Origin of the sequence: Streptomyces sp. NPDC048504 (assembly GCF_043200035.1) — a bacterium.
Classification (GTDB): Bacteria; Actinomycetota; Actinomycetes; order Streptomycetales; family Streptomycetaceae; genus Streptomyces.
In genome coordinates, this window is record NZ_JBICXA010000009.1 from 215,824 (window position 1) to 228,381 (window position 12,558).

Below are 12,558 nucleotides of genomic sequence, written 5' to 3' on the forward strand. Positions count from 1 at the left end.
ACGCACTGCTGGACATGACGAAAGGCACGAGCACATGAGCGAGTCGCAGCTGTGGGACGCGGTCGACGACTACTTCATCGGCCAACTCGCCCCGGACGACGAGGTGTTGGAGGCCGCCCTGCGCGACAGCGAGGCTGCCGGACTCCCGCAGATCGCCGTGAGCGCCGCCGAGGGCAAACTGTTGCACCTCCTGGCCCAGATCCAGGGTGCCTCGCGCATCCTGGAGATCGGCACGCTCGGCGGTTACAGCACGATCTGGCTGGCCCGCGCGCTGCCCGCCGGCGGCCGGCTGATCTCCCTGGAGTACAGCCCGAAGCACGCCGAGGTCGCCACCCGCAACCTCGCCCGCGCGGGCCTCGACAAGGTCGTCGAGGTGCGGGTGGGCCCGGCCCTGGAGTCCCTGGCCGTACTCGCCGACGAGACCGCCGGGACCGCCGAGAACCCAGCCCCCTTCGACCTGGTCTTCATCGACGCCGACAAGTCCAACAACCCGCACTACGTGGAGTGGGCCCTCAAGCTCACCCGCCCCGGCAGCCTGATCATCGTCGACAACGTGGTCCGCGGCGGCCGGGTCGCCGACCCGGACAACGCGTCGCCGGACGTCCAGGGCACGCGCACCGCGATCGAGTTGATCGGCTCGCACGCGCGCCTGTCGGGTACGGCGATCCAGACGGTGGGCAAGAAGGGCTACGACGGTTTCGCACTGGCACGGGTGCTGGCCTAACTTCTCCAGCTCATCCCGGGGTGCCTCAACTCTCGTGATAGAAGCCGACGTTGACGCTGCGCGGCCCGGTGCGGTCCTTGATGACGATCTCGCCGCTCCCGCCGCGCGGCAACGGCACGCTGCCGCCGTAGCCGACGGTCTGGGCGTACTCGCCGACGATCAGGCGTACTTCGGAGGACGGGTCGGGCTGGGAGCCGCGCAGCCAGCTCACCTGCCAGACGCCCTCGGGTCCGCACAGGAACTCCAGATGGACCCGCGAGATGAACAGCCAGTCGTCCGGTGTCACCAGTCGGCACACCGTCTCGTCGCGGCCCACCCGCAGCACCGCGCCCGGGTCACTGGGCGCGTCGGCCATCAGCATGCCGGCCGTGGCGCCCTCGTCCGTCCCGGAGACCGAGGCCATGGTGAGTTCGAGCACGTGCGCTCCCCTATGAAGTGTCCTTACAGCAGCGGGCGCATGATAAATCGCCCGGCGCCATCGCGTCCGGCACAATGAAGTCATGACCGAGCGAAAGCCACCGGGTGTGTCCTTCGAGTCCTGGGTCGACAAGCAGATCCGGGATGCCGAGCAGGCCGGAGAGTTCGCCCGACTCCCGGGCGCGGGGAAGCCGTTGCCGTCCGGCGCCGACACGACGTACGACGAACTGTGGTGGATCAAGCAGAAGATGGCCCGCGAGGGCATCTCCGTGCTGCCGCCGACGCTGGCCCTGCGCAAAGAGGCCGAGGACGCCCTCGCTGCGGCGTACTCGGCCCCTTCGGAGCGGATCGCACGGCAGATCATCACCGAAGTCAACGTGAAGATCCGCGAGATGATGTTCAAGCCGCCGCCCGGCCCCCCGCTGGGAATGAAGCCGTACGACGTCGAAGAGGTCGCGCGGGAGTGGCGGGAGCGCCGGGCGGTTGACGGACAAGGCTGAACTGGCGGTCTCCGCCGGTCACATGTGGAGGAGGCGCTCCGTCAGTTCGCGGTAGTCCCGCAGGGCCAGGCGGAGTTGCTCGGTGTCCTCCGAGCCGTCCGCGTCCTTGGACTCCCAGGAGCCGTGCAGGGTGGCGCGGCGCTTGGTGACGGCCTCCGTGAAGCGGGCGGCGACCTCTTCCAGCACGTGGTCGGCCTCCTCCACGGCGGACCGGGGCTCGTCGACGAACCCGGTGACCGCGTGCTGCAGCCGCAGGCTGAACTTGTCGCTCTCGTCGTGCGGCAGCAGGCTCCCGTTCCCGGCGTCCTGCGGGACACGCCGTCCGTCGCCGGAGGCGGCACCGGTCGCGACGGCGGGTGCGGGCTCGGGGGCGTGGACGGGGCGGGACGACTGCTCGGTGCGGCCTGTGCGCTCGGAGGAGCGCTCGGTGCCGGCCGTGTCGCCGGTGCGCGGGCTCGGGATCGCCCGGTCGGCTTCGCGCGACGAGGTCGTCGATGTCGTCGTCGGTGTCGATGCGGTCGGCGTCCTGTCGGACGACCCGAGCGGTGTCGCCTTCTCGGACCCACGCGGTGTCGACCTGTCGTCGGCGGTCGTGCTGCCGAACGGCTCGGTGCCGGACCCGGCGTCACGCGACGCCCTCTCGGCGTCACGCTGCTCAACGGTCTTCTCGGTCTCCTTGCGGTCGGCCCGCTCCGCGTTCGTGCTCGCGTTCGCGTCCGTGTTGTCGCCGGTCGGCCGTATCGCGTCGGACATTAAGCTCAACTCCCCTTCAGTGCCTGCTTGTTGAATGATCCGATCGAGTGGCGGCCGCCGCGCCCGTGCCCGTTGCCGTTACGACTGCCACGGCTGTCGTCGCTCACCAGGTCGTCGAAGAAGGCGCGGGCTTCGAGCATGGCCTCGCGCATCTCCTCGGTGCCGGCCTGGCTCTCCGGTGCGCCGTTCGTCCGCGCGGTCACGACGCGGTGCACGCGCCGGTAACCGTGGACGTGGTCCGCGTGGTGCACGGACAGCGCGTCGAACTGCTTGTCGTACTCGTGGACGTCGGGGAAGCCCCGGGCTCCGGCGACCTCGCCGAGCAGCTGGTCGACGTCGGAGAGGGCCTGGCGGGGCGAGTCGACGAAGAGCTCCTGGGCGGCGGCCCAACGGGCCTGGTACTGCTCACGGGCCGCGGACTCCAGCGGCCGCTCCTGCAGCGAACCGTGCTCCTGGACGCGCGCGCCGAGCTCCTGCTCGGCGGCCTTCGCGTCGCCGTCGTGCCGGGCCACGGTCCGGTCGTACTCCGGCCCGAAGCGGCGCTTCAGGCCCGAGCCGCCGGTCGCGCCTCGGGCACGCAGCGCCAGGGCGGCCGCGGCAGCGACCACGCCGACCACGATCACGATCAAAACGATGATCACGCCTGTGGACATGAGTGCCTTCCGGGTTCTTGGCCAACCTGCTCTCGTAGCCGGTCGGTTCCTCTACCGGGTTGCCTCAAAGGCCCCCTTCAAACGACGGCCACACTCGGCGGAATTCATGGTGCCGGTGTGTCGATTCCGCCTCGCCCCGTTCGACGTACGGGCAAGAACCGATCGAGGAGGTTGTTGTCATGGGTGAGGTCATCGCACGGCTGGCCATGTCGCTGGACGGGTACATCGCGGGCCCGGAGTCGGGGCCGGAGCATCCGCTGGGCATCGGCGGGGAGCGGCTGCACGCGTGGGTGTTCGGGCTGCGGAGCTTCCGGCGAATGCAGGGGATGACGGGCGGGGCGGGCGGTCCGGACGACGAACTGCTCGCCGCGTGGGTCGAGCGGCTGGGGCCGGTGGTCATGGGGCACGGGATGTTCGTCAGCGGGGAGGTCCCGTGGGGTGACGAACCGCCTTTCCACGCACCGGTGTTCGTCGTCACGCACCAGCCTCGCGCGTCGGTGGTGAAGAAGGGCGGCACGGCCTACCACTTCGTCACCGAAGGCCCCGGCCGCGCGCTGGAGCTGGCCCGCGAGGCGGCCGGCGACAAGGACGTCTCCCTGGCCGGCGGGGCCGATCTGGTCCAGCAGTTCATCCGCGCCGGGTGGTTGGACGAACTCCTCCTGCACGTCGTACCGGTCCTCGCGTGCGGCGGGCGCCGTCTGTTCGACAACGTGGGCGACGCGCACATCGAGTGGCGGAAGACGCAGGTCCTGGACTCCCCTGAGGTGACCCATATTCGGTTGCGCCGCATCCCCACCGGGTCCTGACAATGTCCGCATGACCTGGACGATCGCCCCGGAGCCCTACGACTCCCCCGTCGCCGCCGCACTCTGGCGGGCGTACTACACCGAGGTCAGCGACCGCTGGTACCTGCTGCACGAGAACCACCGCACGGACCCCGCCGAACTGGAACGCGAGATCGCCGCCCGCACCGGCGCCGAACTCGCCCCGCCCGGCGGCCAGTTGCTGGTGGGGTGGTACGAGGGTGCGCCGGCCGGGTCGGCGGGCGTACGGCTCCTCGACGCTACGACCGCCGAGCTGACGAGGGTCTTCGTCCACGAGGGGATGCGCGGCCGGGGCGGCGCCCCGAGGCTCGTCACGGCCGCCGAGGACGCCGCCCGCGAGCTGGGCGCCAAGGTGATGATCCTCGACACCCGGAACGACCTGGTGGAGGCCCGCGCCCTGTACGCGCGGCTCGGCTACGAGGAGACCGAGCGCCACAACGACGACCCGTACGCGGAGCACTGGTTCCGCAAGAACCTCAACTGAGCGTCTTGGCCGCCCCGTTGTGCGGCTGCTCGCTGTCCGACCCGCACAACTCGCCGTTCAGTTCCTTCACCAGCTGGATCAGGTCGGTGGGCCGGTCCGGCCCCCACCAGTCACCCAGGGCCTCCGCGAGGGACTCCTCGCGGGCCTGGGACAGCTTCTCGGCCACCTCCCTTCCCTGGTCGGTCAGTTGGAGGTCGAGGCCCTCGCGTACGGCCAGCCGGCGCTCCTCGACCTGGCGGACGGCGGCGAGGATGACGGGCAGCGGCACGGTGCTGCGCTCGGCCAGCACTCCGGGTTCCGCCCAGCCGTACCGTTTGATGCGCAGGAGCAGCCAACTCGCCGCCGGCTGAAGGTCGTAGCCCGCTTTCGCAGTGATCGTCCTGTAGATCTCGCGGCGCCCCTCCCGCGTGCCGAGCACGGACAGCGCACGGCAGACCTCGTCGTAGGAGGACCGTTGGACGGGGTTGCTGGCGAGGGTCTCGGTGACGTCGGGGGCCGTGACCGAGCCGCGCAGCTTGTCCTCCTTGAGGAACCACGCCAGGACGAAGCCGACGAGGGCGACGGGAGCGGCGTAGAGGAAGACGTCGGTGATGGACGAGGCGTAGGCGTGCAGGGCCTCCGGCCGTACGGCGGACGGCAGTCGGGAGATTCCGCGCGGGTCCGACTCCAGGCCGTCCGGGGTGACGCCCGGCGGCAGCGAGGTGCCCCGGAGAGCATCCGTGAGCTTGTCGCCCAGCCGGCTCGCGAAGACCGTGCCGAAGATGGCGACGCCGAACGAGGCCCCGATGGACCGGAAGAAGGTCGCGCCGGAGGTGGCGACGCCGAGATCCTCGTACGAGACGGCGTTCTGCACGATCAGCACCAACACCTGCATGACCAGGCCGAGTCCGAGCCCGAAGACGAAGAAGTACGCGCTCATCTCGGCGGTGGAACTGCCCTCGTCGAGTTGGTGGAGCAGCAGCAGGCCGAGGGCGGTGATGCCGGTGCCCGCGATGGGGAACACCTTCCAGCGGCCGGTGCGGCTGACGATCTGGCCGGAGGCGGTGGACGAGATCAGCATGCCGAACACCATCGGCAGCATGTGGACGCCGGACATGGTCGGGGTGATGCCCTGCACGACCTGGAGGAAGGTCGGCAGATAGGTCATCGCGCCGAACATCGCGAAGCCGACGATGAAGCTGATGACGGCGGCGAGGGTGAAGGTGCGGACGCGGAACAGCTTGAGCGGGAGGACCGGTTCGGCGGCCCGGCGCTCCACGGCGACGAACGCCCCGATCAGCACCACACCCAGCACCGCGAGCCCGATGATCTGCGGCGAGCCCCAGCCCCAGGTCGTGCCGCCGAGCGAGGCGACGAGGACCAGGCAGGTCGCGACCGCGGCGATGAGGAAGGTGCCGAGGTAGTCGATGACGTGCCGGGTCGACCTGCGCGGGATGTGCAGGGCGGTCGCGATGACGGCGAGGGCGACGACACCGACGGGGAGGTTGATGTAGAAGACCCAGCGCCAGCTCAGATGCTCGGTGAACAGCCCGCCGAGCAGCGGCCCGAGGACACTCGTCGCGCCGAAGACGGCGCCGAACAGCCCCTGGTAGCGCCCGCGTTCGCGCGGTGAGACGACGTCACCGACGATCGCCATCGACAGCACGATCAGCCCGCCGCCGCCGAGCCCCTGCAACGCCCGGAACCCGATCAGCTGAGGCATGTTCTGTGCGGCACCACAGAGCGCGGAGCCGACGAGGAAGATCACGATCGCGATCTGGAACAGCCTTTTCCGGCCGTACTGGTCGCCCAGCTTGCCCCAGAGCGGAGTCGCGGCGGTCGACGCGAGCAGATACGCGGTGACCACCCACGACAGATGTTCCAGCCCGCCGAGATCGCTGACGATCGTCGGCAGCGCGGTCGACACGATGGTCTGGTCGAGGGCGGCGAGCAGCAGCCCGAGGAGCAGCGCCCCGATCGAGACGAGGACGTTGCCCGACACGTGTTCCTGGGCGGAACCGCCCCGCCGCGGGGGCCTCTCCGGTGGCTGCGCGTCCTGCACATTCCCCGTCATACCGTGCGCATCGCCGGCCATGAAGACCTCCCGAGGCTCTCGTTACACATCCATGGTGATCGGTATGGCCCGTTACGGCCTGTTGAGTCCGAGTGGAAGCTCGCATTCCGGGGGTCGGAGGAGACGGCGTGAAGGAGATCCGCATAACCTCTGGAGTTCGACGGGGAGGGACGAACACGTGAACGAGGCGAAGGGCCACATATGCCCGCAGTGCGGGGCACCCCGGGCAGCCGACGGCTCCCCGTCCTGCGCCTGCACCCAACGGGCGTCCGACGCGCTGCGCGACGCGCGCACGGCGGAGGCGGCAGCGGCGGAGGACTTCGACCCGCTGCGGATCAGACCGTATGTGGAACTGGACGGCAACCCGCAGGAACAGACACCCGCACCGGTGCCACCGACGGCTCCCGAGGGTGAGACCCAGCGGCTGCCGGCGGTCGAGGAGACGATGCCGCTGCGAGCGGTGACGCCCGCACCGGCTTATCAGAATCACGAGACATCGGTCCTCCCGACCCCGACGGACCTGAGCCTGTTCGCGGACGGCGGGAGCGGCAAGGGGAACGGGGACACCCGGGAACACCCCACGGACGACGACACCTCCCCCCGCCACCGCAACCGCCGCACCGTCCTCCTCGCCGTCACGGGAGCCGTCGTGGCGGTGGCCGCGGTGGCGGGTTTCGCGAGCGGCATGTTCTCGTACGAGCCCCCGTCGCGGGACGAGGCGGCCCCCCAGGGCGTACGAGCAAGCGTCCCGACGGCATCGAAGAGCGCGGGATCCGCAACACCGTCCACAAGCGGCTCCACGTCCGCACAGCCGACGTCGGCGTCCCCGACCCCGTCACTCAGCGAGACCCCGTCCCCGACGGCGTCATCAACCCCGTCCGCTACGACGTCCAGCTCCGTGAACCCCAGCAAAACCCCAACCCCCACCACGTCCACATCCACGTCCGCCACGGACCGCCAGAGCAGCACCACCCCCAACCCGGTCCTCCAACGCGGCGACGAAGGCCCCGAGGTAACCGAACTCCAGCTCCGCCTGACCCAGTTGAGGCTCTACACCGGCCCCGACAACGGCATCTTCGACAAGCAGGTCCAGACATCGGTACGCACCTACCAGGTGGCCCGCGGCATCACGTCCGACACGCTGGGGGTGTACGGGGCGGCTACGCGGGCGCGGCTGGAGTCGGAGACGACCGAGCCGTGAGGCTGCGGTGGCTGGGGGGCTTTAGAGGCGCCGGGGCTGCGGAGAGCGCCGGGGTTGGCGGAGGGCGCCGGGGTTGCGGGTGGGCGGAACTGAAGGCTGCCAGGGGTGCGGAAAGCGCCGCAGCTGAAGACTGCGGGTGCGAGAGTCGCCGAGGCTGAAGGGCGTCCGGCCCGGCACGCCGCTAGGGCCTGTCCGGCGGATCAGGTCGCGGGCAATAGGCAGGCCTCATCAGCGCCGGTGAGCGGGGCCTGGCGCGTGCAGCTGCAAGGCGGAGGAGGGCGTCGACGCAGAGCGTCGACAACCGACGACAACGCCGCTGGGGGTCCCACCACGCCTTTAAGGCAGTGGGGGAGGGCGTGCCAGGCCCCGCGTCTGCGACAGGATCCGCCGGACAGGCCCTAGCTAGGCACCGGCTGGCCGCCACCGCAACAGCCCACGCCCGCAGTCCAACACCCCGAGGGGCAGCACCCCAAAGGGGCGCGGGGCTGTTTCGATTTGCGGCTCCGCCGCGTGGGCGCGACCAGCCCCCACGGCGCAGCACCCGCAAAACAACCCAAGGAGGCACAACCGACGCGCTACTCAGCCCGCCGCAGACACCAACCCCGCCCCACTGGTCTCACCCCCAACCCGCACCGCACCCCCTACCCCACGTGCAGCCGAATCTCCCCGCCCCCCGCATCCTCAACCCGCACCTCACGCAAATCCCGCACCACCACATCCGCCCGATGGAACCCGGCCTGCGGCCCAACCCCCACCACCCGCATCCCCGCGGAGCGCCCCGCGGCGATACCAGCCCCGGAGTCCTCGAAGACGATGCAGTCCGCAGGCGCGACGCCCAGCTCGGCCGCACCCTTCAGAAAGCCCTCCGGATCGGGCTTGCTCGCCCCGACGGACTCCGCGGTGATCCGAACCTCCGGCAACTCCAGCCCCGCCGCACCCATCCGCGCCGTGGACAACGCAACGTCCGCCGACGTGACGAGCGCGTGCGGAAGCCCCCGCAAGGACGCCAGAAACTCCCGCGCACCCGGAATCGGCACGACGCCCTCGACGTCGGCGGTCTCCTCGGCCAGCATGCGGGCGTTCTCGGCGTAGTTCTGCTCCATGGGCCGGCCGGGCAGCAGCAGCGCCATCGACGCGTACCCCTGCCGCCCGTGCACGACCTTCATGACCTCGTCGGCGTTCAGCCCGTGCCGGTCGGACCAGCGCCGCCAGATCCGCTCGACGACGGCGTGCGAGTCGACGAGGGTGCCGTCCATGTCCAGCAGAAGGGCGCGGGCGGTGAACACGGTGGTGGCCGTCATCGGCAGGCTCCAAGGAACGGGAGAGAAATACGCGGGTCAACCCCCGGAGGGACAAGGTGGCCCCGTCCGCCGGTCAGGGAAAACGGACGGGAACCACTTTGTTTCTCTACGGTACAAAACAAGACCGGCATCGCGCCACCACCCCCCGGAACAGTTCACCCACCGTTCAGCTCACCACGCCGGACCAAAGCCCCCCTCACCCGAGCCAAAGCCCCCGTCACCCGGCGACGGCCTCCCACAGACTCCACGCCCCCAGCGCCAGCATCAGCACCGCCGCGATCTGCGTGATCAACTTCAGCGGCACCCGCTTCATCAGCGCCTTCCCGCCCACGATGCCCAGCCCGGCCACCGCCCACAACGCCAGCACCGCACCGAGCCCGACGGAGAACGGATCGTCGTAACGGGCCGCGAGGTTGGCCGTCATGATCTGGGTCAGGTCACCGAACTCGGCGACCAGGATGAGCATGAAACCGGCACCGGACACCTTCCAGAAGGACTGGTCCTTCGGCGCGCGGACCTCCTCCTCGTCGTCGCCCTTCTTGAAGAGGAGCACCGCGGCCCCACCCAGGAAGAGCACACCGGTCACCGCGGCCACCAACTGCTGCGGCAGCAGCGTCAGTACGCTGCCCGCCGCCACCGCGAGCACGACATGGAGCAGGAACGCCGCGGCCACGCCGGCGAAGACGTACGAGGCGCGGTAACGGGTGCCGAGGACGAGTCCGGCGAGCGCGGTCTTGTCGGGGAGTTCGGCGAGAAAGACGACGCCGAAGACGAGCGCCGTCACACTGATGCTGATCAAGATTCCTCAATCGGTCGGGGCTGCCCCACCGAGAGTGTGATTGCTGTCCGCGGACACCTCGGCACGGCAGCGCACACGAAAAACGACTAGTGCACTGCTTTACCGAAGGTCTCGCTGGCCGACCCATCCCACCTGCGAGATGAACCTGCCTCCGGGCGCCGGCTCAGACGAGCTGAGCAGTATGTCGACGGTCCGGCGAAGAGCTACTCCCCTTCTGCGCCGTCCACTGTACGCGAGGACCGGCTCTGCCCAGCCGTGAGGAAAGTCTCGTCGCGCCCCTTGTTGTGTCATGAACACGTCACTAGCTTCTTACCGGACGCACACCTCCCCGCAACACGGCACCGCGAGCATTTCCCCGCTCGCACTCCAACACCCCCACACCACAAGGGAGTTCGCATGCCGAAGTTCTACGCGCGTCGACGACGGCTCAGCATACTCGCGGCACTTACCGGACTCATAGCCTTCGCCGGACTTTTCAACGGCCCAACCGCCTCCGCCGCCCTCCCCACCCCGGTCAGCGCCGCCACCGCCCGCACCTACCTCGCCTCGCTCACCGTGGCGACCGAGGTCAGGACCGGCTACGCGCGTGACCTGTTCCCGACCTGGGACACCATCAGCGGTACCTGCAACACCCGTGAGTGGATCCTCAAGCGCGACGGTACGAACGTCGTCACCACCTCCGCCTGCGTCGCCACCAGCGGCAGCTGGTACTCCCCCTACGACGGTGCCACCTGGACCGCCGCCTCCGACGTCGACATCGACCACCTCGTCCCGCTGGCCGAGGCCTGGGACTCCGGTGCCCGCAACTGGACCACCGCCCAGCGCGAGTCCTTCGCCAACGACGTGACCCGCCCGCAGCTCCTCGCGGTCACCGACAACGTCAACCAGTCCAAGGGCGACAAGGACCCGGCCGAGTGGATGCCCTCGCTCACCTCGTACGCCTGCACCTACGTGCGTGCCTGGGTCCAGGTGAAGTACTACTACGACCTCTCGGTCGACACCGCCGAGAAGGCCAAGCTCACCTCGGTCCTCAGCGGCTGCTGAGCCCCGCAACCAAGTGGTGATCCGCGGAACCTAGTCGCTGACCTCCGTCGTTCCGTACCGTACGGGGCGACGGAGGAGGGCGCGCCCCGGAGGCGAGCCCGACCAGACAAGGGGCGGGTGATCTACCGTGGCCGGACTGCGCCTTGGACCACTGCTTCGCTACGCCGACGGCTCGTCCGCGACCATCTGGGTCGAGGCGAGCCGTCCGTGCACCGCCGAGGTGCGCTGCGCGGACGGCGCCCGGGGCACCGCCCGGACCTTCCAAGTGGCGGGCCACCACTACGCGTTGGTGCCGGTGGAGGGCCTCACGCCGGGGACTTCGACGCCGTACGGCGTGTTCCTGGACGGCACGCGCGTGTGGCCGCTGCCCGACTCGCCCTTCCCGCCGTCCGTGATCCACACCCCGGACGCCGACGGTACGGTCCGCGTCGCGTTCGGCTCCTGTCGCTGGGCCGCACCGGCCGCCGACACCCACGACCCGGTGGGCCCGGACGCCCTGGACACCCTGGCCTCGCGCATCGCCGGCGACCCGAAGACCGAACGCCCGGACGTACTCCTCCTGTTGGGCGACCAGGTCTACGCCGACGAGGTCTCCGACGCGACCCGCCGCTGGCTCTCCGCGCGCCGCGACCTGAGCGAGCCGCCGGGCAGCGAGGTCGCGGACTACGAGGAGTACACGCGCCTCTACTACGAGTCCTGGCTCGACCCGGAGATCCGCTGGCTGCTCTCCACCGTGCCGACTTGCATGATCTTCGACGACCACGACGTCATCGACGACTGGAACACCAGCGCCGCCTGGCTGGCGGACATGCGGGCCACCCCGTGGTGGCGCGAGCGACTGCTGAGCGGGCTGATGTCGTACTGGGTCCATCAGCACCTGGGGAACCTCTCCCCTGCCGAACTCGCCGCAGATCCCCTCTACTTGGCGGTCCGGGACACCCCCGACGGCACCGACGAACTCCGCGCCTTCGCCTGCCGCGCCGACGCCGACCCGGCCACCGTCCGCTGGAGCTACCGGCGCGACTTCGGCCGCGTCCGGCTGCTGATGGTCGACAGCAGGGCGGCCCGCGTCCTCGACGAGCAGAACCGCGCGATGCTCGACCCCGGCGAGGCCGACTGGCTGCGCACCGAGGCGCTGAAGGACCCCGGTTCCTACGACCACCTCCTCATCGGCACCTCGCTGCCCTGGCTGCTGCCCCACCTCATCCACGACGCCGAGTCCTGGGACGCGGCCCTGTGCCGGGGCGAACGGGGCGCCCGCTGGGCCGACTTCGGCGAGAAACTGCGCCGCGCGGCCGACCTGGAACACTGGGCGGCGTTCCCGGAGTCCTTCGAGCAACTGGCCGGCCTGATCGCCGAGGTGGGCTCGGGAGACGAGGCGCCGGCGTCGGTGCTCGTACTGTCGGGAGACGTACACCACGCGTACGTCGCGGAGCCCAAGTGGGGGACAGACAGCCCGAGTTCCCGCGTCCTCCAGCTCACCTGCTCCCCCGTCCACAACTCCATCCCTCCCTACATACGCGTCGGCTTCCGCTTCGGCTGGAGCGCGGTCGCGCGCGGCCTGGGCCGCCGCCTCGCCCGGCACGGCCGTTGCGCGCACCAGTCGGTCAAGTGGCGCAAGACGGGCGGCCCTTGGTTCGGCAACCAGCTCATGACCCTGACCCTGCACGGCCGTTCGGCCCGGCTGCGGCTGGAGCAGGCGCGGGCGGACGGGGCGCTGAAGACCGTGGAGGAGTCCCCGCTGACACCCTCGTGACCTCGGTCGGGGCATGATGAAGCGGGCCGTCCGCTTTCCCCGTGGGCGG

At 70.2% G+C, this 12,558-nt stretch carries 13 protein-coding genes; 7 read left to right on the plus strand and 6 right to left on the minus strand.

Features of this window, described 5'->3' with window-relative positions:
- The first annotated feature begins 34 nt into the window (after nucleotides 1–34).
- Nucleotides 35–724 (plus strand): O-methyltransferase, encoded by a 690-nt coding sequence (locus ACGFY9_RS23650; RefSeq protein WP_393757067.1) that lies wholly within the window; start codon nucleotides 35–37, stop codon nucleotides 722–724.
- Nucleotides 725–749: 25 nt separating this feature from the next.
- On the opposite strand, the gene ACGFY9_RS23655 is transcribed toward ACGFY9_RS23650, so the two are convergent.
- A complete protein-coding gene (locus tag ACGFY9_RS23655) occupies nucleotides 750–1,142 on the minus strand; it encodes a hypothetical protein (protein WP_019060401.1) in 393 nt (130 codons plus the stop codon).
- 82 nt (nucleotides 1,143–1,224) lie between these two features.
- On the opposite strand from ACGFY9_RS23655, the gene ACGFY9_RS23660 reads away from it, so the two are divergent.
- Nucleotides 1,225–1,641 (plus strand): DUF1992 domain-containing protein, encoded by a 417-nt coding sequence (locus ACGFY9_RS23660; RefSeq protein ID WP_393757069.1) that lies wholly within the window; start codon nucleotides 1,225–1,227, stop codon nucleotides 1,639–1,641.
- Between the two features lie 18 nt (nucleotides 1,642–1,659).
- On the opposite strand, the gene ACGFY9_RS23665 is transcribed toward ACGFY9_RS23660, so the two are convergent.
- Together ACGFY9_RS23665 and ACGFY9_RS23670 are read right to left on the minus strand one after the other, a co-directional pair.
- Nucleotides 1,660–2,394 (minus strand): hypothetical protein, encoded by a 735-nt coding sequence (locus tag ACGFY9_RS23665; RefSeq protein ID WP_393757071.1) that lies wholly within the window; start codon nucleotides 2,392–2,394, stop codon nucleotides 1,660–1,662.
- 5 nt (nucleotides 2,395–2,399) lie between these two features.
- The gene (locus ACGFY9_RS23670) at nucleotides 2,400–3,047 is read right to left on the minus strand and encodes a hypothetical protein (protein ID WP_393757073.1); all 648 of its coding nucleotides are present in this window, start codon (nucleotides 3,045–3,047) and stop codon (nucleotides 2,400–2,402) included.
- A 179-nt stretch (nucleotides 3,048–3,226) separates the two neighbouring features.
- On the opposite strand from ACGFY9_RS23670, the gene ACGFY9_RS23675 reads away from it, so the two are divergent.
- Both ACGFY9_RS23675 and ACGFY9_RS23680 read left to right on the plus strand, forming a co-directional pair.
- Nucleotides 3,227–3,853, plus strand: coding sequence for a dihydrofolate reductase family protein (locus ACGFY9_RS23675; RefSeq protein WP_393757075.1), 627 nt, complete (start codon nucleotides 3,227–3,229; stop codon nucleotides 3,851–3,853).
- Nucleotides 3,854–3,863: 10 nt separating this feature from the next.
- Nucleotides 3,864–4,355, plus strand: a complete 492-nt coding sequence (locus ACGFY9_RS23680) for a GNAT family N-acetyltransferase (RefSeq protein WP_393757077.1) — start codon at nucleotides 3,864–3,866, stop codon at nucleotides 4,353–4,355.
- On the opposite strand, the gene ACGFY9_RS23685 is transcribed toward ACGFY9_RS23680, so the two are convergent.
- Nucleotides 4,348–6,429 carry a DHA2 family efflux MFS transporter permease subunit gene (locus tag ACGFY9_RS23685; protein ID WP_393757079.1) on the minus strand — a complete coding sequence of 694 codons (2,082 nt, stop codon included), beginning with the start codon at nucleotides 6,427–6,429 and terminating at the stop codon, nucleotides 4,348–4,350. The two genes, ACGFY9_RS23680 and ACGFY9_RS23685, sit on opposite strands and share 8 nt — an antisense overlap.
- 157 nt (nucleotides 6,430–6,586) lie before the next feature.
- On the opposite strand from ACGFY9_RS23685, the gene ACGFY9_RS23690 reads away from it, so the two are divergent.
- Nucleotides 6,587–7,609 carry a peptidoglycan-binding protein gene (locus ACGFY9_RS23690; protein ID WP_393757081.1) on the plus strand — a complete coding sequence of 341 codons (1,023 nt, stop codon included), beginning with the start codon at nucleotides 6,587–6,589 and terminating at the stop codon, nucleotides 7,607–7,609.
- A 641-nt stretch (nucleotides 7,610–8,250) separates the two neighbouring features.
- Here the strand turns inward: ACGFY9_RS23690 and ACGFY9_RS23695 are convergent.
- Together ACGFY9_RS23695 and ACGFY9_RS23700 are read right to left on the minus strand one after the other, a co-directional pair.
- On the minus strand, nucleotides 8,251–8,910 hold the full coding sequence (locus tag ACGFY9_RS23695; RefSeq protein WP_393757083.1) for an HAD family hydrolase: 660 nt from the start codon (nucleotides 8,908–8,910) through the stop codon (nucleotides 8,251–8,253).
- Nucleotides 8,911–9,127: 217 nt separating this feature from the next.
- A complete protein-coding gene (locus ACGFY9_RS23700) occupies nucleotides 9,128–9,709 on the minus strand; it encodes a TMEM165/GDT1 family protein (protein WP_393757085.1) in 582 nt (193 codons plus the stop codon).
- A gap of 396 nt (nucleotides 9,710–10,105) precedes the next feature.
- On the opposite strand from ACGFY9_RS23700, the gene ACGFY9_RS23705 reads away from it, so the two are divergent.
- Together ACGFY9_RS23705 and ACGFY9_RS23710 are read left to right on the plus strand one after the other, a co-directional pair.
- On the plus strand, nucleotides 10,106–10,753 hold the full coding sequence (locus ACGFY9_RS23705) for an HNH endonuclease family protein (RefSeq protein ID WP_393757087.1): 648 nt from the start codon (nucleotides 10,106–10,108) through the stop codon (nucleotides 10,751–10,753).
- Nucleotides 10,754–10,880: 127 nt separating this feature from the next.
- Nucleotides 10,881–12,509, plus strand: a complete 1,629-nt coding sequence (locus ACGFY9_RS23710) for an alkaline phosphatase D family protein (RefSeq protein ID WP_393757089.1) — start codon at nucleotides 10,881–10,883, stop codon at nucleotides 12,507–12,509.
- The last annotated feature ends 49 nt before the right edge of the window (nucleotides 12,510–12,558 follow it).

What these genes read in the sequence shown, in the direction of transcription:
- ACGFY9_RS23650 (WP_393757067.1), top strand. Translation starts at nt 35, where the DNA reads ATGAGCGAGTCGCAGCTGTGGGACGCGGTCGACGACTACTTCATCGGC.
- ACGFY9_RS23660 (WP_393757069.1), top strand. Translation starts at nt 1,225, where the DNA reads ATGACCGAGCGAAAGCCACCGGGTGTGTCCTTCGAGTCCTGGGTCGAC.
- ACGFY9_RS23665 (WP_393757071.1), bottom strand. Translation starts at nt 2,394, where the DNA reads ATGTCCGACGCGATACGGCCGACCGGCGACAACACGGACGCGAACGCG.
- ACGFY9_RS23670 (WP_393757073.1), bottom strand. Translation starts at nt 3,047, where the DNA reads ATGTCCACAGGCGTGATCATCGTTTTGATCGTGATCGTGGTCGGCGTG.
- ACGFY9_RS23675 (WP_393757075.1), top strand. Translation starts at nt 3,227, where the DNA reads ATGGGTGAGGTCATCGCACGGCTGGCCATGTCGCTGGACGGGTACATC.
- ACGFY9_RS23680 (WP_393757077.1), top strand. Translation starts at nt 3,864, where the DNA reads ATGACCTGGACGATCGCCCCGGAGCCCTACGACTCCCCCGTCGCCGCC.
- ACGFY9_RS23685 (WP_393757079.1), bottom strand. Translation starts at nt 6,429, where the DNA reads ATGGCCGGCGATGCGCACGGTATGACGGGGAATGTGCAGGACGCGCAG.
- ACGFY9_RS23695 (WP_393757083.1), bottom strand. Translation starts at nt 8,910, where the DNA reads ATGACGGCCACCACCGTGTTCACCGCCCGCGCCCTTCTGCTGGACATG.
- ACGFY9_RS23705 (WP_393757087.1), top strand. Translation starts at nt 10,106, where the DNA reads ATGCCGAAGTTCTACGCGCGTCGACGACGGCTCAGCATACTCGCGGCA.